At 72.8% G+C, this 20,693-nt stretch carries 18 protein-coding genes, 1 tRNA gene and 1 pseudogene; 7 read left to right on the forward strand and 13 right to left on the reverse strand.

Annotated features, from left to right (window positions below):
* Nucleotide 1 precedes the first annotated feature (1 nt).
* The 4 genes from ACZ7JA_RS16335 to ACZ7JA_RS16350 all read right to left on the reverse strand — a co-directional run bounded on the left by ACZ7JA_RS16335 (nucleotide 2) and on the right by ACZ7JA_RS16350 (nucleotide 4,177).
* A complete protein-coding gene (locus ACZ7JA_RS16335; RefSeq protein ID WP_351666670.1) occupies nucleotides 2-1,372 on the reverse strand; it encodes an MFS transporter in 1,371 nt (456 codons plus the stop codon).
* 180 nt (nucleotides 1,373-1,552) lie between these two features.
* Nucleotides 1,553-2,665, reverse strand: coding sequence for a fatty acid desaturase family protein (locus ACZ7JA_RS16340; RefSeq protein WP_470808810.1), 1,113 nt, complete (start codon nucleotides 2,663-2,665; stop codon nucleotides 1,553-1,555).
* Between the two features lie 322 nt (nucleotides 2,666-2,987).
* Nucleotides 2,988-3,137: a hypothetical protein gene (locus tag ACZ7JA_RS16345; protein WP_174266240.1), complete on the reverse strand. Its 150-nt coding sequence runs from the start codon at nucleotides 3,135-3,137 to the stop codon at nucleotides 2,988-2,990.
* Between the two features lie 32 nt (nucleotides 3,138-3,169).
* Nucleotides 3,170-4,177 (reverse strand): DUF2156 domain-containing protein, encoded by a 1,008-nt coding sequence (locus ACZ7JA_RS16350; protein ID WP_351666666.1) that lies wholly within the window; start codon nucleotides 4,175-4,177, stop codon nucleotides 3,170-3,172.
* 174 nt (nucleotides 4,178-4,351) lie between these two features.
* On the opposite strand from ACZ7JA_RS16350, the gene ACZ7JA_RS16355 reads away from it, so the two are divergent.
* The 4 genes from ACZ7JA_RS16355 to ACZ7JA_RS16370 all read left to right on the forward strand — a co-directional run bounded on the left by ACZ7JA_RS16355 (nucleotide 4,352) and on the right by ACZ7JA_RS16370 (nucleotide 7,370).
* Nucleotides 4,352-4,448 (forward strand) — tRNA-OTHER (locus ACZ7JA_RS16355).
* 268 nt (nucleotides 4,449-4,716) lie between these two features.
* Nucleotides 4,717-5,502 (forward strand): AfsR/SARP family transcriptional regulator, encoded by a 786-nt coding sequence (locus ACZ7JA_RS16360; RefSeq protein ID WP_351666664.1) that lies wholly within the window; start codon nucleotides 4,717-4,719, stop codon nucleotides 5,500-5,502.
* Nucleotides 5,503-5,622: 120 nt separating this feature from the next.
* Nucleotides 5,623-7,167 carry an acyl-CoA carboxylase subunit beta gene (locus ACZ7JA_RS16365; protein WP_351666662.1) on the forward strand — a complete coding sequence of 515 codons (1,545 nt, stop codon included), beginning with the start codon at nucleotides 5,623-5,625 and terminating at the stop codon, nucleotides 7,165-7,167.
* A gap of 11 nt (nucleotides 7,168-7,178) precedes the next feature.
* Nucleotides 7,179-7,370, forward strand: coding sequence for an acyl-CoA carboxylase epsilon subunit (locus tag ACZ7JA_RS16370; protein WP_470808813.1), 192 nt, complete (start codon nucleotides 7,179-7,181; stop codon nucleotides 7,368-7,370).
* Between the two features lie 55 nt (nucleotides 7,371-7,425).
* On the opposite strand, the gene ACZ7JA_RS16375 is transcribed toward ACZ7JA_RS16370, so the two are convergent.
* The 3 genes from ACZ7JA_RS16375 to ACZ7JA_RS16385 all read right to left on the reverse strand — a co-directional run bounded on the left by ACZ7JA_RS16375 (nucleotide 7,426) and on the right by ACZ7JA_RS16385 (nucleotide 9,776).
* Complete coding sequence (locus tag ACZ7JA_RS16375) at nucleotides 7,426-8,148, reverse strand: DUF6299 family protein (protein ID WP_470808815.1); 723 nt, start codon at nucleotides 8,146-8,148, stop codon at nucleotides 7,426-7,428.
* 72 nt (nucleotides 8,149-8,220) lie between these two features.
* Nucleotides 8,221-8,640 (reverse strand): RidA family protein, encoded by a 420-nt coding sequence (locus ACZ7JA_RS16380; protein ID WP_470808817.1) that lies wholly within the window; start codon nucleotides 8,638-8,640, stop codon nucleotides 8,221-8,223.
* Complete coding sequence (locus tag ACZ7JA_RS16385; RefSeq protein ID WP_351666656.1) at nucleotides 8,637-9,776, reverse strand: acyl-CoA dehydrogenase family protein; 1,140 nt, start codon at nucleotides 9,774-9,776, stop codon at nucleotides 8,637-8,639. Before ACZ7JA_RS16385 ends, ACZ7JA_RS16380 begins: the two co-directional genes overlap by 4 nt.
* Before the next feature lie 157 nt (nucleotides 9,777-9,933).
* Between ACZ7JA_RS16385 and ACZ7JA_RS16390 the strand changes: the two genes are divergently transcribed.
* The gene (locus ACZ7JA_RS16390) at nucleotides 9,934-11,526 is read left to right on the forward strand and encodes an AMP-binding protein (protein WP_470808819.1); all 1,593 of its coding nucleotides are present in this window, start codon (nucleotides 9,934-9,936) and stop codon (nucleotides 11,524-11,526) included.
* Nucleotides 11,527-11,541: 15 nt separating this feature from the next.
* Nucleotides 11,542-12,369, forward strand: coding sequence for a PaaX family transcriptional regulator (locus ACZ7JA_RS16395; protein ID WP_389447982.1), 828 nt, complete (start codon nucleotides 11,542-11,544; stop codon nucleotides 12,367-12,369).
* A 10-nt stretch (nucleotides 12,370-12,379) separates the two neighbouring features.
* Here ACZ7JA_RS16395 and ACZ7JA_RS16400 read toward each other — a convergent pair.
* The 3 genes and pseudogenes from ACZ7JA_RS16400 to ACZ7JA_RS16410 form a co-directional block, all read right to left on the reverse strand.
* Nucleotides 12,380-12,667, reverse strand: a pseudogene (locus ACZ7JA_RS16400) (hypothetical protein); the annotation flags it as partial.
* Between the two features lie 294 nt (nucleotides 12,668-12,961).
* Nucleotides 12,962-15,268, reverse strand: a complete 2,307-nt coding sequence (locus ACZ7JA_RS16405; protein ID WP_470808821.1) for a bifunctional salicylyl-CoA 5-hydroxylase/oxidoreductase — start codon at nucleotides 15,266-15,268, stop codon at nucleotides 12,962-12,964.
* A complete protein-coding gene (locus ACZ7JA_RS16410) occupies nucleotides 15,253-16,080 on the reverse strand; it encodes an enoyl-CoA hydratase family protein (RefSeq protein WP_351666648.1) in 828 nt (275 codons plus the stop codon). The genes ACZ7JA_RS16405 and ACZ7JA_RS16410 overlap by 16 nt, the downstream gene beginning before the upstream one ends.
* A gap of 318 nt (nucleotides 16,081-16,398) precedes the next feature.
* Here ACZ7JA_RS16410 and ACZ7JA_RS16415 point away from each other — a divergent pair, with 318 nt between their 5' ends.
* Complete coding sequence (locus ACZ7JA_RS16415; protein ID WP_470808823.1) at nucleotides 16,399-16,851, forward strand: ATP-binding protein; 453 nt, start codon at nucleotides 16,399-16,401, stop codon at nucleotides 16,849-16,851.
* Here ACZ7JA_RS16415 and ACZ7JA_RS16420 read toward each other — a convergent pair.
* From ACZ7JA_RS16420 to ACZ7JA_RS16430, 3 genes are all read right to left on the reverse strand, one after another.
* Nucleotides 16,811-18,256 (reverse strand): amino acid permease, encoded by a 1,446-nt coding sequence (locus ACZ7JA_RS16420; protein ID WP_389447978.1) that lies wholly within the window; start codon nucleotides 18,254-18,256, stop codon nucleotides 16,811-16,813. The two genes, ACZ7JA_RS16415 and ACZ7JA_RS16420, sit on opposite strands and share 41 nt — an antisense overlap.
* 120 nt (nucleotides 18,257-18,376) lie before the next feature.
* Complete coding sequence (gene argF, locus ACZ7JA_RS16425; protein WP_389447976.1) at nucleotides 18,377-19,402, reverse strand: ornithine carbamoyltransferase; 1,026 nt, start codon at nucleotides 19,400-19,402, stop codon at nucleotides 18,377-18,379.
* Between the two features lie 62 nt (nucleotides 19,403-19,464).
* The gene (locus ACZ7JA_RS16430) at nucleotides 19,465-20,688 is read right to left on the reverse strand and encodes an arginine deiminase (RefSeq protein WP_351666640.1); all 1,224 of its coding nucleotides are present in this window, start codon (nucleotides 20,686-20,688) and stop codon (nucleotides 19,465-19,467) included.
* Nucleotides 20,689-20,693: the final 5 nt, after the last annotated feature.

The raw sequence follows: 20,693 nt of genomic DNA on the forward strand, positions 1-20,693 counted from the left end.
TTCACTTGACGGGGACGCCGGTGGTGCGCTCGCCCAGGGTCAGCACGGTGACGGCGAGGACGGCCATGGCGGCGGCGATGACACTGAAGAGGGCGCCCGCGCCGTGCCCCTCCAGCACCGGCAGCAGCACGAACGGCAGGGCGGCGGCGCTGAGTTTGGACAGCGAGTAGGCGGCGCCGGAGGCGGTGGCGCGGATCTCGGTGGGGTACTGCTCGGACAGGTACACGTGGCTGACGCTGGAGAAGACGTTGCTGAACAGGGTGTAGGCGAAGCCGCAGACCACGATCGCCGCGGCCGAGCCGGCGTAGGCGAAGCCGAGTCCGGCCACCACCATGGCGCCCGCCGAGAGGGCGACCAGGGTGCGGCGCTCCAGGCGGTCCACGACGGGCAGGACGAGCGCGGAGCCCACCGGGTAGCCGAGGAAGGACAGCGCGGTGAAGCCGAGTCCGGCGACGATGCCGTAGCCCTTGGCGGCGACGATCTGCGGGGCGAGCGTGCCGAAGCCGTAGTAGCCGACGACCGACAGCACGCAGAACAGCCACAGCACGAGGGTCCGGCGGCGCATGCCGGGGCGCAGGACGTCCCGCATCCGGGACTGCCCGGCGGCCGGCTCCGGCTCGGCCGCCGCCGGTGTCTCGAGGACGAGTCCGCGGCCCGCGGCCTCCGCCTCCATCCGGTCCACCAGCCGCTCCGCCTCCGCGGTCCGGCCGGCCGAGGCCAGCCAGCGCGGGGACTCGATGAGCTGCCGGCGCAGGACCCACACGACGGCGGAGCCGAGCGCGCCGAGCACGAACAGCCAGCGCCAGCCGGCCACGCCCAGCGGGGTGAGCGGCACCAGCCACAGCGCGGCGAAGCCCACCGCCGGCACTCCGCAGAAGGCGAGGGTGTAGGCCCAGGCGATGAACCGGCCGCGCTTCCTCGCGGGCAGCACGTCGGCCAGGTAGCAGTCGGACAGCGCCTGTTCGGCGCCGATACCGACACCGGCCAGGAAGCGGGTGACGATCAGCCAGGTGGCGTTCGGGGAGAACGCGCCGAGCAGCGAGAAGACCGAGTAGATGGCGAGGTTGATCAGGAAGGCCCGACGCCGGCCGAACCGGTCCGCGATCCGGCCGAGCGTCAGGGATCCGATGAACTGGCCGACGAACACGGAGGCCAGGACGAGTTTGAGCGAGGTGGCGCCGAAGGCGAAGTCGCTCTGCAGCACCTTGGCGATGGTGCCGGAGAGGTTGTTCTCGAAGGTGTCGAAGAACAGGCCGACGCCGATGACCGCGGTGAGTCTGCGGTGCAGGGGAGTGATCGGCATGCGGTCCAGGCGGACACCGATCGGTGCGGGAGCGGTGACATCACCCGCCGCCGCGGTGGTCTGGGACATGGGGCTGGCTCCTTAAGAAACTCCTGGGGACCGGTGGTGCGTCGCTCCCGGGAAGGGAACCGCCCGGGCCGCCGACGGGCCCGGGCGTGCGGCCCGGGGGCCGGGGCGTGGGGGAAGGGATGGTGCGGGACGGTGTGGGGGGCGTGGGGGATGTGGGGCGGGTGGGGTCGCCGGACGGGATCAGGCCGCTTCCACGGCCCGGCGCCGGATCTGCTCCTCCACGTCACCGCGCCGCACCGGCGCGCTGACCTCGTGCAGGAAGGAGGCGACCTCGCGGTACGAGGCCCAGAACCCGACCTCGTGGTACGGCACTCCGCGCTCGGCGCAGTACTCCATGGTCAGCTCCCGGGCTCGGCCCAGGTTCTTCTGCGGCATCGCCGGGAACAGGTGGTGCTCGACCTGGTAGTTGAGACCGCCGTAGAGGAAGTCGATGAGCAGACTGGGGCGGATGTTGCGGGAGGTGAGGACCTGGCGCTCCAGCCAGTCCAGGGTCTCCGCCTCGCCGTCGCGCACCTGCATGCCCTTGTGGTTCGGGGCGAAGATCATCCCGAAGTAGACGCCCAGCGCGGCGTGCTGGACCACGACGAAGGCGATCGCGAGCACCGGGGACAGGACGGTGAAGACGAGGCCGAGGTAGACGGCGGTGCGCAGCACGATCAGGAAGGTCTCCAGCACGGGCCGCTTCGTCTTGCCCTGGACGATCGACAGCACGGCCGTGCGCAGCATCTTGAAGCCCTCGAGCACGAGCAGCACGAAGAACAGCACGCTCTGGTAGCGCACCACGAGCTTCTGGGTGCCCTTGCGGGTCGGGTACTGCTTGATGTCGAAGATGGCGGTGCGCCGGCCGATGTCCGGGTCCATGTCCAGGTGGTTGGGGTTGCTGTGGTGCCGGTTGTGGTGGTTGACCCACCAGCCGTAGCTGACCCCGTTGACCAGGTTGGCGTGGACGTAACCGACCGCGGAGGCGGCCTTCTTGCTGCGGAACATCGCCTTGTGGCCGGCATCGTGCCACATGAAGGCCGACTGGCCGCCGCACAGGCCCATCCACACGGCCGTGAGGAGTTGCCACCAGGAGTCGCCCAGTTCGAAGAACGCGGCGAACCCGATCAGCAGCAGGGTGGTGTTCAGGGCCAGCTTGCCCACGTAGTACCGGGGGTCGAGGTCCAGCAGGCCCTCGGCCTTGACCCGTTTGAGCAGCTCGGCGAAGGTCGCCGAGGCACCGGTGCGCTGCCCGGCGCCGGCGCCTCCACCGGCGGCCAGGGCCGCGGCTTCTTGTATGTGCGGACGCTGCATGCGTTGCTCTCCTTGGGAGAAGTGCCCGGATCGGGCGGCGGCGCCGCTGCCCCGCGGACCTGCGGGCGCCGCGAGTCGACAAGGCTCCCGCGTGGGTCACCGTCGCGGGATGGGCCCTGCCGTCGAACTCCCGGCGAACGCCCGGAGGGTGGCGGCAGGGCCCCGCTTCGCCCGGCGGGCCCGGCGACGGGAGCACAGTGCGGTACTCCCGGTCCGGACCGCCGGGCGAACGTGTGTCCAGCGTTCCGTGGAGCGCTGATGTGGCACTGATACCGGTCTGACCGGGTGTGCGCCGGCGTCCGCCGGCGCGCCCGGCAGCGGCTCAGGCGGCCGCCTCGGCGCGCAGCCGCTCGTCGAGGGCGCGGACGGCGGCGTCGGCCGCCTCGGCGACCGACTCGTCGTCGGGTGCGCCGATGACGGCCATCAGCTGCTCGACCGTGGCGTGCTGGAGTTCTTCGGTGGACCGGCTCATGTCGGTGTCCTCTCGTGGTCGGCGGTGTCGGGTCAGAAGGCGTTGCAGGCGCGGAAGACGTGCGCGAAGCCGGGCAGCGAGGCCTGCGGCCCGTCGAAGGCGACGTACTCCGGGATCAGCAGGTCGGGAGCCCACTTCTGCTTGTACGAGAGCTGGGTCTGCGCCGGGTACAGGGCGGCGCCCTCGGCCCACAGGGCGTGCATCAGCCACTGGAACGCCGGGCTGTGGCCGTCGAGTTCGTGGCTCGCGTCCAGGCCGGTGAACGGCGTGAACCCGAAGTGCAGCCACTCGACGCCCTCGGCCCGGAACACCTCGATGGCGTGCGCGTTGATGGCCTCCATCAGGCCCGGGGAGCCCTCGGGGATGCGGCGGCTGAGGTCGTGCATCCAGCCGGCCCGGCTGCCGTGGACCGGCGAGTACGAGATGTACGCGACCGGGGCGCCGTCGATGGTGCCGACGAACAGCCTGCGGTGCTCCTGGGCCTCGCCGCCGATCTGGCCGACGAGGAACTCCAGTTGCTGGGCGCCGCCCTTGGAGCCGAGCCAGGCCCGGTCGATGGTGGCGATGGCGTCGGCCACGTCGCCCGCGTCGACCTCCTCGATCCGCAGGCCGTTGCGGAGCGCGCGGGAGATCTTGTTGCGCAGCTGCATGAACTTGGTGCCGCGCAGCGTGAACTCGCCGAGGCTCACCGCCCAGGAGGCGCCGACCTGGTTGACGGTGAAGCCGAGCCGGGCGTACCGCTCGGCGTCGGCGCGCTGGAGCTGGATGCCGACGAGCCGCAGCCCCTCGTCGCGGACGTGGGCGCGGAAGGCGTCGAGCAGGGTGCCGTAGTCCTCCTCGGCGGCGAAGGGACCGCCGAGCTGGACGGCCCAGCGGCCGGTGCGGCGGTACACGATCACACCGTCCGCGCCCGGGACGGTGAACGTACTGTTTCCGCTGTTGAGGGCGAGGAACGCACTCGCGTTCTCGCTCGCCGTATGGGTGCGCACTGCGTCCAGAACAGGGTTGTCCGTGACGGTTTCGGTGGTGGTGGCGGTCATTCCCCTACCCCTTTCGGGAGCGTTTTCCATCGAAGGGAGTACAGCACCGGAAGGACGTCCGGGAAAAGAGCAGAAGGGAATTCATTGCCTGCGTCAGACACGTGTCAGCTTTCCGTCAGCGCCGGGTGACAATGTTGTTCCCGTGAACGGCACGGGAAACCGGGCCGGAAACACGGAGAGGTGCCCGGAGTGGCTGATCGGGGACCTGGAGCGCGTCTCGAGGCCGGGCCGGCAACGGTCCACGCAGGTTCGAATCCTGCCCTCTCCGCCACAGTTCCGAATTCCGCACGGGGGAAGACGAAATGCTGATCCGGCATGCGAATCACCTTTGTCCCCCTCCGGTGCCGCGCCAATGGCGGCACGGCGCCGGATACCCCTGAACCGCCGGCCGCCCCCCGTCCCGGCGGAGCAACCGCCCCGGCGGGACGTCCAGGAAACAGACGCCCGCCGGGGCGCGGCGTATTGGGTCTCTTTTCACCGCAGTACCACCCCAGAAAGAAGCAACCTTCGCCAGGAATTTTCACCAAAGGGGGGAAGACATGCTGAGGTTCTCCATTCTCGGCGCACTGCAGATACTCACCGCCGCCGGCCCGGCGGACATCTCCGGCGATCTGCAGCGCACACTGGTGCAGACGCTGCTGGTCAGCGAGGGCCAGCCGGTGTCCGGGGAGGGCCTGGCCGAGGAGATGTGGGGGGACGCCGTCCCCGACAACCAGGCCAACGCCCTCCAGGCCCATGTCAGCCGGCTGCGCCGCAGGCTCCGCGAACTGGAGCCGGACCGGCCGTCCTCCCGGCTGACGATGCACCCCTCCGGCTACCGGCTGAGCGTCGGCGAGGGCGAGCTGGACGCGGCCGAGTTCATCCGGGCGGTACGGCTGGCCGAGGCGGCCACCGCGGCCGACGCGGCGCGCACCGCGCGGCTGCTCGCCGACGCGCTCGGGATGTGGCGCGGCCCGGTCTTCGGCGGGTTCGCCGGCGGAACGCTGTGCCAGCTCGCGGGCGCCCGCTACGAGGAGTACCGGATGCGCGCCATGGAACTGCGCTTCGACGCCGAACTGCGGCTCGGCCGCCATGCCGCCGTGCTCGCCGAGCTGACCGAGGCGCACACCGGCCACCCGCTGCGGGAACGGTTCTGCGAGCAGCTCATGATCGCCCTGTACGGTTCCGGCCGGCAGGCGGACGCGCTCGACGTCTTCCACCGGATGCGCCGTCACCTCGACGACGAGCTCGGCATCCAGCCCTCCCCCGCCCTGCGCCGGGTGGAGCACGCGATCCTCTCCCACGACCCGGCCCTGACCGGTGACGCCCGCCTCCAGCCCGCCTGAGGCGCCCGTGCCGGGTAGCCGCGTAAGCGGTCCGTCAGTCCCCGGTCAGCCCGCATTGCCACGCTCGGCGTACGAGTGGAACCACGGAATCACCGCGCCCCTACCCCTGGAGGGGAAGACATGAGGTCCCAGGTCGAGGAACTGGCCGGCATACGCGAGCGCGTGCTCGCCGGTCCCAGCGAGAAGGCGACCGCCGCCCAGAAGGCCAAGGGCAAGCTCACCGTGCGCGAACGCATCGGCCTGCTGCTCGACGACGGCTCCTTCCACGAGGTCGAGCCGCTGCGCCGGCACCGGGCCACCGGGTTCGGGCTGGAGGCGAAGAAGCCGTACACCGACGGCGTCGTCACCGGCTGGGGCACGGTGGAGGGGCGCACGGTCTTCGTCTACGCCCATGACTTCCGGATCTTCGGCGGCGCCCTGGGCGAGGCCCACGCCACGAAGATCCACAAGATCATGGACATGGCCATCGCGGCCGGCGCGCCGCTGGTCTCCCTCAACGACGGCGCGGGCGCCCGCATCCAGGAGGGCGTCACCGCGCTCGCCGGCTACGGCGGCATCTTCCGCCGCAACACCAAGGCCAGCGGCGTCATCCCGCAGATCTCCGTGATGCTCGGCCCGTGCGCGGGCGGCGCGGCCTACAGCCCGGCGCTGACGGACTTCGTCTTCATGGTCCGCGAGACCTCGCAGATGTTCATCACCGGCCCGGACGTCGTCAAGGCGGTCACCGGCGAGGAGATCACCCAGAACGGCCTCGGCGGCGCCGACGTGCACGCCGAGACCTCCGGCGTCTGCCACTTCGCCTACGACGACGAGGAGACCTGCCTGGAGGAGGTGCGCTACCTGCTCTCCCTCCTGCCGCGCAACAACCGCGAGACCCCGCCCGCGGCGCCCTGCGACGACCCGGCGGACCGGCGCTGCGACGGCCTCGCCGACCTGGTGCCCGCCGACGGCAACCGCCCGTACGACATGACCAGGGTCATCGAGGAGGTCGTCGACGACGGCGAGTACCTCGAGGTCCACCAGCGCTGGGCGCGGAACATCATCTGCGCGCTGGCCCGGCTGGACGGCCAGGTCGTCGGGATCGTCGCCAACCAGCCGCAGACCCTGGCGGGCGTGCTGGACATCGAGGCGTCCGAGAAGGCCGCCCGCTTCGTGCAGATGTGCGACGCGTTCAGCATCCCGATCGTCACCCTGCTGGACGTGCCCGGCTTCCTCCCGGGTGTCGGGCAGGAGCACGGCGGCATCATCCGGCACGGCGCCAAGCTGCTGTACGCCTACTGCGACGCCACCGTGCCGCGCATCTCCCTGATCCTGCGCAAGGCCTACGGCGGCGCCTACATCGTCATGGACTCCCAGTCGATCGGCGCCGACCTCACCTACGCCTGGCCCACCAACGAGATCGCGGTGATGGGCGCCGAGGGCGCGGCGGGTGTCATCTTCCGCCGGCAGATCGCCGAGGCCGACGACCCGGAGGCCATGCGGGCGGAGCTGGTCAAGGAGTACAAGGCCGAGCTGATGCACCCCTATTACGCGGCCGAGCGGGGCCTGGTGGACGACGTGATCGACCCCGCCGACACCCGCCGCGTCCTGATCGGCGCCCTGGCGATGCTGCGCACCAAGCACGCCGAGCGTCCCGCCCGCAAGCACGGCAACCCGCCCCAGTGACGGAGGTCCCCATGAGCGCTTCCCCCACTCCCCCCATCCGCGTCGAGAAGGGCCAGGCCACCGACGAGGAACTGGCCGCCCTCGCGGTGCTGCTGCTCAGCCGCAGCGCCCTGGCCGGGGCCGGCCCCGAGCCCGGCTCCCCGGGCACCACGTCCTGGCGCCCGCACGCCTACCACGCCCCGCACAGCTGGCAGCGGGCCTGAGCAGGCGGCGTCAGGTCCCCCGGCGGCCCGGTGCACCCCGGGCCGCCGGGCGCGCTCAGTCCTGGACGAGCTTGACGTCCTGCTGCCGGACGGCGTGGAAGTAGGGCATCGGCGCGAGTCCCGAGGGCCGCAGCTCCAGCAGGGTCGCCTCGACGTGGGCGGCGCCGGCCTTGAGCGGCCCGGCACCGGCCTTGTGCGAGGCCTTCCCGGTCCTGGGCGCCCCCTTGCCGGCCTTCGGCGCCGCCTTCCCGTCCTTCCCGTCGGCCTTGCCGGACTTCGCGGCGGCCTTGCCGGACTTCGCGGCGGCCTTGCCGGCCTTGTGCGACGCCTTCGCGGACTTGGCCTGGCCCTTCCCTGCCTTGCCCGCCGTCTTCTCCGACTCGGCGGACGTGTTCCGCGCCCCGTCCGCCGTCTTCGCCGCCTCGGCCGAAGCAGTCCCGGTCGTGACGACCCCCGTACCGGCGTCGGCCGCGTCCGTGCCGGCCCTGCCGGAGTTCGACCAGTGGTGCTCGGCTCCGTCGCAGACGGCGCTGGTGCCGCCGACGGCGTACTTGACGCCGGGGTCGGACTGGGTGACGGAGGAGCTGACGAACACCGGCCCGCTGCTGCCGGTGCAGCGATAGGTGCCGGACAGGGTGACGGTGCCGTCGGCGGCGATCCGGCCGGTGGCGTCGACGGTGAGGCTCTCGGTCGGGTCGGCCGCGGCGGCCGGTGCGGCGAGGGCGCACAGCAGCGCCGCGGCGCCCAGGCCGGCGGTGAGGGTGGGGCGTACGGGCATGGGGGGTACCTCCCGGTCACGGGGTGTGGGGGTTCCACTCGTACCCGCCGGTCCGGGGGCCCGCCGTGACCGTCACCCCTTCGGTGGCGCGTCCCCCGGCAGCACCGCGAACCCGTCCAGCTCGACCAGCGCCCGCTCGTCCCACAGCCGTACGACCTGAACGACCGCCATCGCCGGATAGTCGCGGCCCGCCGACTCCCGCCAGACGATGCCCAGTCGGCGGGCGTGGGCGCGGTAGCCGGCGACGTCGGTGGTGTAGACGGTGACGCGGGCGAGGTCGGCGGGGGCGCCGCCGGCCGCGCGCAGGGCGGTGAGCAGGTTGGCGAGCGCCCGCTCGAACTGCTCGACGAGCGTGTCGCCGGTGACCTTGCCGTCGGCGTCGAGGGCGGTCTGCCCGGCCAGGAACACCAGCCGGGTGCCGGTCGCGACGACGGCGTGCGAGAAGCCCGTCGGCGGGGACAGCTCGGGCGGGTTGACGCGCTCGGTGCTCACCGGACCTCCCCGTTCCCGGGCCGCGCGGCGTACAGCTCCTTGGCGATGATGCCGCGTTGCACCTCGCTGGCGCCCTCGTAGATCCGTGGTGCGCGCACCTCGCGGTAGAGGTGTTCCAGCAGGTGGCCGCGGCGCAGCGCGCGGGCGCCGTGCAGCTGGACGGCGGAGTCGACGACGTACTGCGCGGTCTCGGTGGCCAGCAGCTTGGCCATCGCGGCCCGGCCCGGCACGTCGGCGGCGCCCTCGTCGTACGCCGTCGCCGCCGCGTACACCATCAGCCGGGCCGCCTCGGTGCGCAGGGCCATCTCGGCCACCTGGTGGGCGACCGTCTGGAGGTCCCGCAGTTTGCCGCCGAACGCGTCGCGTTCGGCGGTGTGCTCGAGCGTGGCGTCGAGCGCCGCCTGGGCCATGCCGACGGCGAAGGCGCCGACGCTGGGCCGGAAGAGGTTGAGGGTGCCCATGGCGACGGCGAAGCCGCGGTCGGGCTCGCCGAGCACGTCGTCCGCGGTGACGGGGACGGCGTCCAGGTGCAGGGCGCCGATCGGGTGCGGGGAGAGCATCTCCAGCGCGGAGCCGGTGAGGCCGGGCCGGTCGGCGGGGAGCAGGAAGGCGGTCACCCCGCGCGCCCCGGCGCCGGGCGTGGTGCGGGCGAAGACCGTGTAGAAGTCGGCCTCGGGGGCGTTGGAGATCCAGCACTTGTCGCCGGTGAGCCGCCAGCCGGAGCCGCGGTCGGGTTCGGCCGTCAGGGCCAGGGCGGCCGCGTCGGAGCCGGCCCCCGGCTCGCTCAGCGCGAACGCGGCCACCGCTTCGCCCTCGGCCACTCGGGGCAGCCAGCGTTCGCGCTGGGCGGCGGTGCCGTGGGCGTGCACCGGATGGGCGCCCAGGCCCTGGAGGGCGAGGGCGGTCTCGGCCTCGGTGCAGGTCTGCGCCAGCGACTCGCGCATCAGGCACAGGTCCAGGGCGCCGGAGGTGAACAGACGGGCGATCAGACCGAGCCGGCCGAGTTCGGCGAGGAGGGCCCGGTCGACCCGGCCCGGCTCCCCCTTGTCGGCGATCGGGCGCAGCCGTTCGGCGGCCAGGGCGCGCAGCTCGGCGCGCCAGGCGGTCCGCTCGGGTCCGAGTGAGAATGCGGGCACTGCCGGTCCTCCCTCCGGGGCGGGCCGGCGATGACCCTCCCGTCTTCCCCCGACGGTATCGCGCACAGTTGACTGTCGTCACCAACACGATACGCTCCAGTTGCGAGCGCAGTCAGGACGCCCGTCTCGACGCCGTCAGGCAAGGGGGCGCACCGCCATGAACGTCTCCGCCCACGTCGACACCTTCACGCGCGATCACCTTCCGCCGCCGGACGAGTGGCCCGAGCTGCGCTTCGACCTGGCGGAGCTGCGCTACCCCGAACGGCTCAACTGCGCCGCCGAGCTGCTCGGTCACGCCGATCCGGACCGGCCGGTCTTCCACACCCCGGACGGCCCCTCGTGGACGTACGGACTGCTGCGCGCCCGGGTCGACCGGATCGCCCACGTCCTCACCGGCGAGATGGGCGTCGTGCCCGGCAACCGGGTCCTGCTGCGCGGGCCGACCACGCCGTGGCTCGCCGCGTGCTGGCTCGCCGTGCTGAAGGCGGGCGCGGTGGCGGTCACCGTGCTGGCCCAGCAGCGGCCGCACGAACTGGCCACGATGTGCGAGATCGCCCGGGTCCGGCACGCGCTGTGCGACATACGGGCCGTGGACGACCTGGCCAAGGCCGGGATACCGGGCCTGCGCATCCTCGCCTACGGCGGTGAGGCGCCCGATGACCTGCTGCGCCGCCCGGCGCCGGACACCCCCTTCCCGGCGGTCGGCACCGCCGCCGACGACGTCGCCCTGATCGCCTTCACGTCGGGCACCACGGGCCGTCCGAAGGGGTGCATGCACTTCCACCGGGACGTGCTGGCGGTCGCCGACACCTTCTCCGCGCACGTGCTGCGTCCCCGGCCCGACGACGTGTTCACCGGCAGTCCACCGCTCGGCTTCACGTTCGGCCTCGGCGGTCTGGTGATCTTCCCGATGCGGGCGGGCGCCAGCGCGCTGCTGCTCGAACAGGCGGGGCCGCGCCAATTGCTGCCGGCCGTCGCCGCGCACCGGGTCTCGGTGCTGTTCACCGCGCCGACCGCGTACCGCGCGATGCTCGAGGCGATGGACGGCCACGACGTCTCCTCGCTGCGGCGCTGCGTGTCGGCCGGCGAGAACCTGCCGGCGGCCACCTGGCGGGCGTGGCACGAGCGCACGGGGCTGCGCATCATCAACGGCATCGGCGCCACCGAGCTGCTGCACATCTTCGTCTCCGCCGCCGACGAGCGGATCAGGCCCGGCACCACCGGGGTGCCGGTGCCGGGCTGGCAGGCGCAGGTCCAGGACGCGCACGGCGACCCGGTGCCGGACGGCGAGCCGGGGCTGCTGGCGGTGCGCGGCCCGGTCGGCTGCCGCTACCTGGCCGATCCGCGGCAGCGGGAGTACGTGCGCGGCGGCTGGAACGTCACCGGCGACACCTACGTCCGCGAGAGCGACGGCTACTTCCGCTACGTGGCCCGCGCGGACGACATGATCATCTCGGCCGGGTACAACATCGCGGGACCGGAGGTGGAGGACGCCCTGCTGCGCCACCCCGACGTGGTCGAGACGGCGGTGGTCGGCCGGGCCGACGAGGTGCGCGGCCAGGTGGCGGTGGCCTACACGGTGCTGCGGGACGGGGCGGCGCGCGACCCCGAGCCGCTGCGCGCCTTCCTCAAGTCGGAGCTGGCGCCCTACAAGTGCCCGCGCGAGTTCGTCTTCCTCGACGCGCTGCCCCGCACGGCCACCGGGAAGCTGCAGCGGTTCCGGCTGCGCACCGCCGGTGACCGGCCCTGACGCCGACGACCTAAAATGATCAACGTGTCCGAGCAGCACGCCCCCAGGTCCCTCATCGTCACGCTGTACGGCGCGTACGGCCGCTTCATGCCCGGCCCGGTGCCGGTCGCCGAGCTGATCCGGCTCCTGGCCGCGGTCGGGGTGGACGCGCCCTCCGTGCGTTCCTCGGTGTCCCGGCTCAAACGCCGCGGACTGCTGCTGCCCGCCCGCACCCGCACCGGCGCGGCCGGGTACGAACTCTCCGCCGAGGCACGCCAGTTGCTGGAGGACGGCGACCGCCGCATCTACGCGACCGCGCCCCCGCGGGACGAGGGCTGGGTCCTGGCGGTGTTCTCGGTGCCCGAGTCCGAACGGCAGAAGCGGCACGTCCTGCGCTCCCGGCTGGCCGGACTGGGCTTCGGCACGGCGGCGCCCGGGGTGTGGATCGCCCCGGCCCGGCTCTACGAGGAGACCCGGCACACCCTGCGCCGGCTGGCCCTCGACCCGTACGTCGACCTCTTCCGGGGCGAGCACCTCGGCTTCGCCGCCACCGCGGAGGCCGTCGCCCGCTGGTGGGACCTGACGGCGATCGCCAAGGCGCACGAGGGCTTCCTGGACGTCCACGCGCCCGTCCTGCACGCCTGGGAGCGGCGCGCCGGGACCCCGCCCGAGGAGGCCTACCGGGACTATCTGACGGCCCTGGACTCCTGGCGGCACCTGCCCTACACCGACCCGGGCCTGCCCGCCCGGCTGCTGCCCGCCGACTGGCCGGGGGTCCGCTCGGCGCGGGTGTTCCAGGGGCTGCACGAGCGACTTCGCGACGCCGGGGCGCAGTTCGTGGGCGCGGAGTCCGCCGAGGCGTGAGCCCCGCGGTTCAGAAGCGCCGCAGCCGCATCGCGATGCCGTGTCCCACCGCGAGGTAGAGGACCGCGGGAAGGCCGTAGTCGAGCAGGACCCGGAGGTTCTCCGTGTCCGTCGTGAAGATGTCCTGCGACCACCAGGCCAGCGCGTCGGCCGTGTCCGACACGAACCCCACGAAGACGTTCGCGTGGTTGGCCTCCAGCAGGTGGAGCACGATCCACAGCCCGAGGAACGCCGCCGCGACGTCGGCGACGGTGTGGATGACGAGGGCGGTGCGACGGGTGCCCGAGCCGTCCCCGCGGCGCTGCCGGCCGGGCCCTGCGGGCCGGTGGGCGGGCTCCGCGTACTCCGGGTACCGAGGCTGGGCGTGATACGGCTCCGCGTACCGCGGCCCCGGCGCCGGGGGGCCGCCGTAGCCGTGTCCGGGGGGCTCGGGCAGGGGCCTGGTGTCGTTCATCGCGGTCTCGGTCTCTCTCGTCTCCGGCATGGACCAGCCGAACGTAGCCAGCCGAAGCGGAACAAGCGGTTCAGGAACCGTGCGAATCACGTGGAAGGGGTGTGACCGGCGCCGCGCGGCTCCTCCTCGCCGCCCCGGTCACCGTCCGCCGAGCGACAGCCGGGGTTTCGGCGCGTCCGTGCGGCCGGTCTGCGGTCGTCTGCTGCCCGCCCGGTAGGGGTCGGGCCAGGTCGCGCCGGGCCCCTCGTAGCCCTGCTCGGCGGCCGCGTGCAGCGTCCAGTTCGGGTCGTACAGGTGGGGCCGGGCCAGCGCGCACAGGTCCGCGCGCCCGGCCAGGATCAGGGAGTTGACGTCGTCCCAGGAGGAGATCGCGCCGACCGCGATCACCGGGACGCCGGCCTCGTGCCGGATGCGGTCGGCGAACGGCGTCTGGTACGAGCGCCCGAACTCCGGCCGCTCCTCGGCCACCACCTGCCCGGTGGAGACGTCGATCGCGTCGGCGCCGTGCGCCGCGAAGGCCCGGGCGATCCCGACCGCGTCCTCGGCGCCGGTGCCGCCCTCGGCCCAGTCGGTGGCGGAGATCCGCACGGTCATGGGCCGTTCGTCCGGCCACACCGCGCGCACGGCGTCGAAGACCTCCAGCGGGAACCTCAGCCGGTTCTCCGGCGAGCCGCCGTAGGCGTCGGTGCGGTGGTTGGTGAGCGGGGAGAGGAAGCCGGAGAGCAGGTAGCCGTGGGCGCAGTGCAGTTCGAGCAGGTCGAAGCCGGCCCGCGCGGCCCGCCCGGCGGCCGCGGTGAACTGCTCCCGGATGTCGGTGAGCTGGGCGCGGCTGAGTTCGCGCGGGACCTGGCCGCCCGGCCTGTAGGGCAGCGGTGAGGCGGCCACCAGCGGCCAGTTGCCGTCGGGCAGCGGTTCGTCCATGCCCTCCCACATCAGCCGGGTGGAGCCCTTGCGGCCGCTGTGGCCGAGCTGGACTCCGATCGCGGCGCCCGGCGCCCGGTGGTGCACGAAGTCGGTGATCCGCCGCCATGCCTCGGCCTGGCGGCCGGTGTAGAGGCCGGCGCAGCCGGGGGTGATCCGGCCGCGCTCGCTCACGCACACCATCTCGGTCATCACCAGGCCGGCCCCGCCGAGCGCGCGGGCGCCCAGGTGGACCAGGTGGAAGTCGCCGGGGACGCCCTCGTCGGCCGAGTACATGTCCATCGGCGAGACCACGACCCGGTTGCGCAGGGTCAGTCCGCGCAGCTGGAACGGGGTGAACATGGGGGGCGTGCCCGGCGGACAGCCGAACTCGCGCTCGACGGCCCCGGTGAAGTGCGCGTCGCGCAGCCGGAGGTTGCCGTGGGTGACCCGGCGGCTGCGGGTGAGCAGGTTGAAGGCGAACTGCCGGGACGGCTGGCCGAGATAGCGGTCCAGGTCCTCGAACCACTCCAGGCTGGCCCGGGCGGCCCGCTGGGTGGAGGCGACGACGGGCCTGCGTTCCTCCTCGTAGGCGGCCAGCGCACTGGGCACGTCGGGCTGCTCCTCGACGCACGCGGCCAGCGCCAGGGCGTCCTCCACCGCGAGCTTGGTGCCGGAGCCGATGGAGAAGTGGGCGGTGTGGGCGGCGTCGCCGAGGAGGACGACGTTGCCGTCGGACCAGCGCCCGTTGACGACCGTGCGGAAGGTCGTCCACGCCGAGTTGTTGGAGCGCAGCGGCCGTCCGCCGAGGGCGTCCGCGAAGATCTTGGCGCAGCGCTCGACGGACTCCGCCGGCTCGCCCTCGCCGAATCCGGCCGCGCGCCAGACCTCCTCGCGCATCTCGACGATCACGGTGGAGGAGTCGGCCGCGTAGGGGTAGGCGTGCAGCTGCATCACGCCGTGCTCGGTCTCGGCGATCTCGAAGCGGAAGGCGTCGAAGGCGAAGTCGGCCGCCAGCCAGATGTAGCGGCAGCGGTGGGCGGTCACCCGGGGCCGGAACGCGTGGGCGAGGGCCTCCCGGGTGGCGCTGTGGACCCCGTCGGCGGCGACGACCAGGTCGTACGCCTCGGCGAGCCGGGCGACCGGCGGTGCTTCGGCGCGGAAGCGGAGGTCCACGCCGAGGGAGCGGCAGCGCTCGTGCAGGATCTCCAGCAGCCGGCGTCTGCCCAGCGCGGCGAAGCCGTGTCCGCCGGAGGTGTGGCGGGTGCCCCGGTGGACGATGTCGATGTCGTCCCAGCGGACGAAGTCGCGGCGCAGCGCCGCGTAGACCACCGGGTCGGCGTGCTCGATGCCGCCCAGGGTCTCGTCGGACAGGACCACGCCGAAGCCGAAGGTCTCGTCGGGCGCGTTGCGCTCCCAGACGGTGACCTCCCGGGCGGGATCGAGCCGTTTGAGCAGCGCGGCCGCGTAGAGACCGCCGGGGCCCCCGCCGGTGATCGCCACGCGCGGCGGGCGGCCGGCCACCGCGGCTACCTCCCCCGCCACTTCGGCGGCCGCTTCTCCTGGAAGGCGGCGTGGAACTCCGCGTAGTCCTCGCCGTTCATCAGCAGCGCCTGGGTCGAGGCGTCCAGCTCGATCGACGCGGCCAGCGGCATGTCCAGCTCGGCCGTGAGCAGCGCCTTGGTCTGGGCGTACGCCAGGGCGGGCCCGTCGGCCAGGCGGCGGGCCAGCTCCAGCGCCGTGCCGTCGGTGTGCCCCTCCCCCGCCGGCACGCTGATGAGGCCGATCCGCTCGGCCTCCGCCGCGCGCACCGGTTCGCCCAGCATCAGCAGCCGGGTCGCGTGGCCGAGCCCGACGACGCGGGGCAGCAAGTACGCCGCGCCCATGTCGCCGCCGGAGAGGCCGACGCGGGTGAAGAGGAAGGCGAACCGGGCCGAGGGGTCGGCCACGCGGAAGTCGGCCGCGAGGGCGAGCACGGCGCCGGCGCCCGCCGCCACGCCGTGCACGGCGGCGATCACCGGGAACGGGCACTCCCGGATCGCCCGGACCACCTGCCCGGTCATCCGGTTGAAGTCGAGGAGCTGGGCGGTGTCCATGGACAGCGTGGCGCCGATGATCTCGTCCACGTCGCCGCCGGAGCAGAACCCGCGCCCCTCACCGGCCAGCACCAGGGCGCGGACCGACCGCTCCCGGGACAGCTCGGCGAGCAGGTCGCGCAGGTCGGCGTAGGCGCCGAAGGTGAGGGCGTTGAGTTTGTCGGGGCGGGCGAGGGTGACGGTGGCGACACCGTCGTCGAGCTCGACCCGCAGATGCTCCCACGAGGAGGTGCGGGCGGCGGAGCCGGTGAAGGGACTCATGACGTGCGGCCTCCTAGAGGGGGCGGTGCCTCACGTTGCTGCGGTGATGCCTCACGGTGCGGTACCCCACGAAGCTATCACCTGTTTGTGACTGTCGTCACGATGGCGCGACAACTCGCCTCCGGGGCGGACCGCCTCCGTCACACGCGTCACCGGTCGTCCACAGCCGCGTAACAGTGGGCCCGGCGGGGCGAGGCGGGGCGTCCTCGCGGGTAGGCCGCCGGTGGCGGGGCAGCGCGGCCCCACCCGGTGCCCGTCGACGGTCCTCGAAACCGGGCCCGTACCATTTCCACGGTTGAAAGCAGGACAGCCTGCTCCATGAACGGACTCGCCTTGTACGAACGCCCCGCCGAATCGGCCTCCTGGCGCATCGCGCTGCCGCACACCACCGCGGCGGTGCCCGTGGCCCGTGCCCTGGTCCGGTTCGCCCTGGCGGAGGTGGAGCACGCGGCCGACAGCGACACCGCCGAGCTGCTGACGGCGGAGCTGGTGGCCAACGCGGTGGAGCACACCGCCGGGCGCGGCCCGATCGAGCTGGTGGTGGAGCTGCGGCCGGGCGGCTGCCAGGTCGAGGTGCACGATCCCGACCCCGCGCCGCCCGGGCATCTCACCCGTCCGGTGATCGAGGAGCCCGACCCCTGGCAGGAGGGCGGGCGCGGGCTGCTGCTGATCCGCGCCCTCAGCTCGTCCTGCGGTCACCGCCCGACCGCTTCGGGCAAGGCGGTGTGGTTCAGACTGCCAGTGGTTCCCGGTCAGCGGCGTCCGGCGTGACCTCGGGGGACCCCGTGGCCAGCGTGGAGTGCCGGCGCCCGTAGACGGCGTAGACCGCCGCGCCCACCGCGAGGAACAGCGCGAACTGGATCCAGGTCCGCCAGCCGGTCTCGTACATCAGGTACAGGCAGAAGCCGACGCCGAGCAGCGGTCCGACCGGGTAGAGCGGCACCCGGAAACTGCGCCTGAGGCCCGGCTCGCGGCGGCGCAGGGCGATCACCGCGATGTTGACGACGGCCATGATCGCGAGCGTGCCGATGGTGCACAGGTTCATCACGGCGTCCAGGGAGGCGAAGGCCGCCGGGACCGCGAAGACGACCGCGACGATCAGCGTGCCGGCCACCGGGGTGGAGGTGCGCGGCGAGACCTTCTCGAAGACGCGCGGGATCAGGCCGTCCCGGGACATCGACATCAGGATGCGGGTCTGGCCGTACATCACGGCGAGCACGACGGAGGCGATGGCGACGACCGCGCCGAAGGCGATGACGCCGCCGCCGACGGCGGAGCCGGTGACCTCGTTGACGACGTACGACAGCGCGGCGGGCCGGCCGGCGACCTCCTTGCCGCCGATGGCGCCGATCGCGGCGAGCGCGACCGCGCAGTAGAGCAGGGTGACCAGACCCATGCAGACGAGGATGGCGACGGGGATGTCCCGGCGCGGGTTCTTCGCCTCCTCGCCGGCCGTGGTGATCGCGTCGAAGCCGATGTAGGAGAAGAAGGCGGCGGTGGTGCCCGCGCCGATGCCGCCGAGGCCGGCCGGGGAGAACGGGGTCAGGTTGCCGTGCTTGAAGGCGCTGTAGCCGACGGCGCAGAAGGCCAGCAGGACGACGAGCTTCACGGCGGCCATCGCGGCGGTCGCCCGGGCGCTCTCCCGCACCCCGCGCACCAGCAGCACGGACGCCATGGCGATGACGATCACGGCGGGCAGGTTGACGATCCCGCCGTCGCCCGGCCCCGCGGACAGCGCGGCCGGCAGTTGCAGGCCGGTGAGGCTGTGCAGGAGCTCGTTGACGTACTCGCTCCAGCCGACCGCGACGGCCGAGATGGAGACGCCGTACTCCAGCAGCAGGCACCAGCCGACCAGGAAGGCGGTGGACTCGCCGAGCCCCGCGTAGGCGAAGGAGTACGAGGAGCCGGAGACCGGGATCGCGCCGCCCAGCTCGGCGAAGGAGAGCGCGGTGAAGACGCAGGTGATCGCGGCGAGGACGAAGGAGATGACGACGGCGGGGCCGGCCTGGGCGACGGAGTCGGAGAGGCCGACGAAGATGCCGGTGCCGACGATCGCGCCGACGCCGAAGCAGATGAGCTGGAAGAGGCCCATCGTGCGCTTGAGGCCGTGGCCCTCGCGGTCGGCGCCGGACTCGGCGACGAGCAGTCGCGGGGACTTGATGCGGTGAGCGGGCATGGGGGGTGGTGCTCGTTTCTGGTGGTGCGGACGCCCCGGTGGGGGCGCGGCGGCGGCCGGGAGGGGGGTGGTCCGGGCCGCCGTTCAGGATAAGGCCTGGTGAAGCGGGTGGGGCAAGTGTCAGCGCGGGGCGCCGGACCGGGCGAGGGTCGCGACCAGGACCGCCTTGATGCTGTGCAGCCGGTTCTCCGCCTCGTCGAAGACGACCGAGTGGGCGGACTCGAACACCTCGTCGGTCACCTCCAGCGAGGTCAGACCGTGGGTCTCGAAGATCTCCTGGCCGACCTTGGTGCCGAGGTCGTGGAAGGCGGGCAGGCAGTGCAGGAACTTCACGTCCGGGTCGCCGGTGGCGCGCAGGACGTCCATGGTCACGGCGTAGGGGCCGAGGGCGGCGATCCGCTCGTCCCAGACCTCCTTGGGCTCGCCCATGGAGACCCAGACGTCGGTGGCGACGAAGCCGGCTCCCGCGACGCCCTCGGCGATGTCCTCGGTGAGGGTGATCCGGGCCCCGCTGGACTCGGCCAGCTCGCGGGCGCGGTCGACGACCTCCTGGGCGGGCCAGTAGGACTTCGGGGCGACGATCCGCACGTCCATGCCGAGCAGGGCGCCGGTGACCAGGTAGGAGTTGCCCATGTTGAAGCGGGCGTCGCCGAGGTAGGCGAAGCTGGTCTCGCGCAGCGGCCGGGGGCTGTGCTCGGCCATGGTGAGCGCGTCCGCCAGCATCTGGGTGGGGTGCCAGTCGTCGGTGAGCCCGTTGTAGACGGGCACACCGGCGTACGCGGCCAGCTCCTCGACCTTGGCCTGGCTGTCGCCCCGGTACTCGATCGCGTCGAACATCCGGCCGAGGACGCGGGCGGTGTCCTTCACGGACTCCTTGTGCCCGATCTGCGAGCCGGCCGGGTCCAGGTACGTCGTGCCGGCACCCTGGTCGGCGGCGGCGACCTCGAACGCGCAGCGGGTGCGCGTCGAGGTCTTCTCGAAGATCAGCGCGATGTTGCGGCCGCGCAGGTACTGGGTCTCGGTCCCGGCCTTCTTCGCCGCCTTCAGTTCCGCGGCCAGCTCGACCAGGCCGCGGAACTCGTCCTCGGTGAAGTCCAGCTCCTTGAGGAAGTGGCGCCCGGCGAGGGCGGTCGGGACAGTCGCCATGGGGGGCGCTCCAGGGGTACGGGTATCAGGACTGATGTAAGTCTATACGATGCTCCACATTTCTATACGGGCGCTCGCTCCACCGGGCAGCTCATGCACCGCGGACCGCCCCGACCCCGCCCCAGCTCGCTGCCCGGGATCTCGATCACCTCGATGCCCTGTTTGCGCAGGTGGGTGTTGGTGGTGGAGTTGCGTTCATAGGCGATGACGACGCCCGGTTCGACGGCGAGCACGTTGCAGCCGTCGTCCCACTGCTCGCGCTCGGCGGCGTGCACGTCCTGGGTGGCGGTGAGCACCCTGATCTCGCCGAGCCCCAGCGCGGCGGCGATGGCGCGGTGCATGTGCTCGGGCGGATGGTCGGTGACCTTCAGCTCCCGCTCCCCGTCGCCCGGCTGGATGGTGTACGAGCGCAGCATGCCGAGCCCGGCGTACTGGGTGAAGGTGTCGCCGTCGACCATGGTCATCACCGTGTCCAGGTGCATGAAGGCCCGCCGCTTGGGCATGTCGAGCGCGACGATGGTGTGCGCGGAGCCCGCGGCGAACAGCTTGTGCGCCAGCATCTCCACGGCCTGCGGGGTGGTGCGCTCGCTCATGCCGATCAGGACGGCGCCGTTGCCGATCACCAGGACGTCGCCGCCCTCGATGGTGGAGGGGTAGTCGGCCTGCCCCCGGGACCACACGTGGAACGTCTCGTCGCGGAACAGCGGGTGGTGCCGGTAGATCGCCTCGAAGTGCACGGTCTCCCGCTGCCGGGCCGGCCGGCGCATGGCGTTGATGGAGACGCCGTCGTAGATCCAGGCCGAGGTGTCCCGGGTGAAGAGGTGGTTGGGCAGCGGGCGGAGCAGGAAGTCGTCCAGGTCCATGACGTGGAAGCGGACGGAGGCGGGCTCCGCGTGACCGTCCAGGAACTCCCGCTTGGTCATGCCGCCGACCAGGGCCTCGGCCAGCTCGCCCGAACCCATCCCGTCGAAGGCGGCCCGCAGGTGGCCGGTGGCGAGGGGACCGTACTCCTTCTCGTCGAAGACGCGGTCCAGGACGAGGGCGCGGGCCTCCGGGATCTCCAGGGTCTCGGTGAGCAGGTCGCCGAAGAGGTGGACGGCGACCCCCCGGTCGCGCAGGACGTCCGCGAACCCGTCGTGCTCGGCGCGCGCCCGGCGCACCCACAGCACGTCGTCGAAGAGCAGGGCGTCCTTGTTGCTGGGGGTGAGCCTTTTGAGCTCGAGGTCGGGCCGGTGCAGGATCACCCGGCGAAGCCGTCCGGCCTCGGAGTGGACGTGGTATGCCATGCCTC

The sequence above is a fragment of the Streptomyces sp. NPDC038135 genome (genome assembly GCF_055601245.1).

Bases quoted from the DNA above. Each gene is read 5' to 3' on its own strand.
- ACZ7JA_RS16335 (WP_351666670.1), bottom strand. From the start codon at position 1,372: ATGTCCCAGACCACCGCGGCGGCGGGTGATGTCACCGCTCCCGCACCG.
- ACZ7JA_RS16340 (WP_470808810.1), bottom strand. From the start codon at position 2,665: ATGCAGCGTCCGCACATACAAGAAGCCGCGGCCCTGGCCGCCGGTGGA.
- ACZ7JA_RS16345 (WP_174266240.1), bottom strand. From the start codon at position 3,137: ATGAGCCGGTCCACCGAAGAACTCCAGCACGCCACGGTCGAGCAGCTG.
- ACZ7JA_RS16350 (WP_351666666.1), bottom strand. From the start codon at position 4,177: ATGACCGCCACCACCACCGAAACCGTCACGGACAACCCTGTTCTGGAC.
- ACZ7JA_RS16360 (WP_351666664.1), top strand. From the start codon at position 4,717: ATGCTGAGGTTCTCCATTCTCGGCGCACTGCAGATACTCACCGCCGCC.
- ACZ7JA_RS16365 (WP_351666662.1), top strand. From the start codon at position 5,623: ATGAGGTCCCAGGTCGAGGAACTGGCCGGCATACGCGAGCGCGTGCTC.
- ACZ7JA_RS16370 (WP_470808813.1), top strand. From the start codon at position 7,179: ATGAGCGCTTCCCCCACTCCCCCCATCCGCGTCGAGAAGGGCCAGGCC.
- ACZ7JA_RS16375 (WP_470808815.1), bottom strand. From the start codon at position 8,148: ATGCCCGTACGCCCCACCCTCACCGCCGGCCTGGGCGCCGCGGCGCTG.
- ACZ7JA_RS16390 (WP_470808819.1), top strand. From the start codon at position 9,934: ATGAACGTCTCCGCCCACGTCGACACCTTCACGCGCGATCACCTTCCG.
- ACZ7JA_RS16395 (WP_389447982.1), top strand. From the start codon at position 11,542: ATGATCAACGTGTCCGAGCAGCACGCCCCCAGGTCCCTCATCGTCACG.
- ACZ7JA_RS16410 (WP_351666648.1), bottom strand. From the start codon at position 16,080: ATGAGTCCCTTCACCGGCTCCGCCGCCCGCACCTCCTCGTGGGAGCAT.
- ACZ7JA_RS16415 (WP_470808823.1), top strand. From the start codon at position 16,399: ATGAACGGACTCGCCTTGTACGAACGCCCCGCCGAATCGGCCTCCTGG.
- ACZ7JA_RS16420 (WP_389447978.1), bottom strand. From the start codon at position 18,256: ATGCCCGCTCACCGCATCAAGTCCCCGCGACTGCTCGTCGCCGAGTCC.
- argF (WP_389447976.1), bottom strand. From the start codon at position 19,402: ATGGCGACTGTCCCGACCGCCCTCGCCGGGCGCCACTTCCTCAAGGAG.
- ACZ7JA_RS16430 (WP_351666640.1), bottom strand. From the start codon at position 20,688: ATGGCATACCACGTCCACTCCGAGGCCGGACGGCTTCGCCGGGTGATC.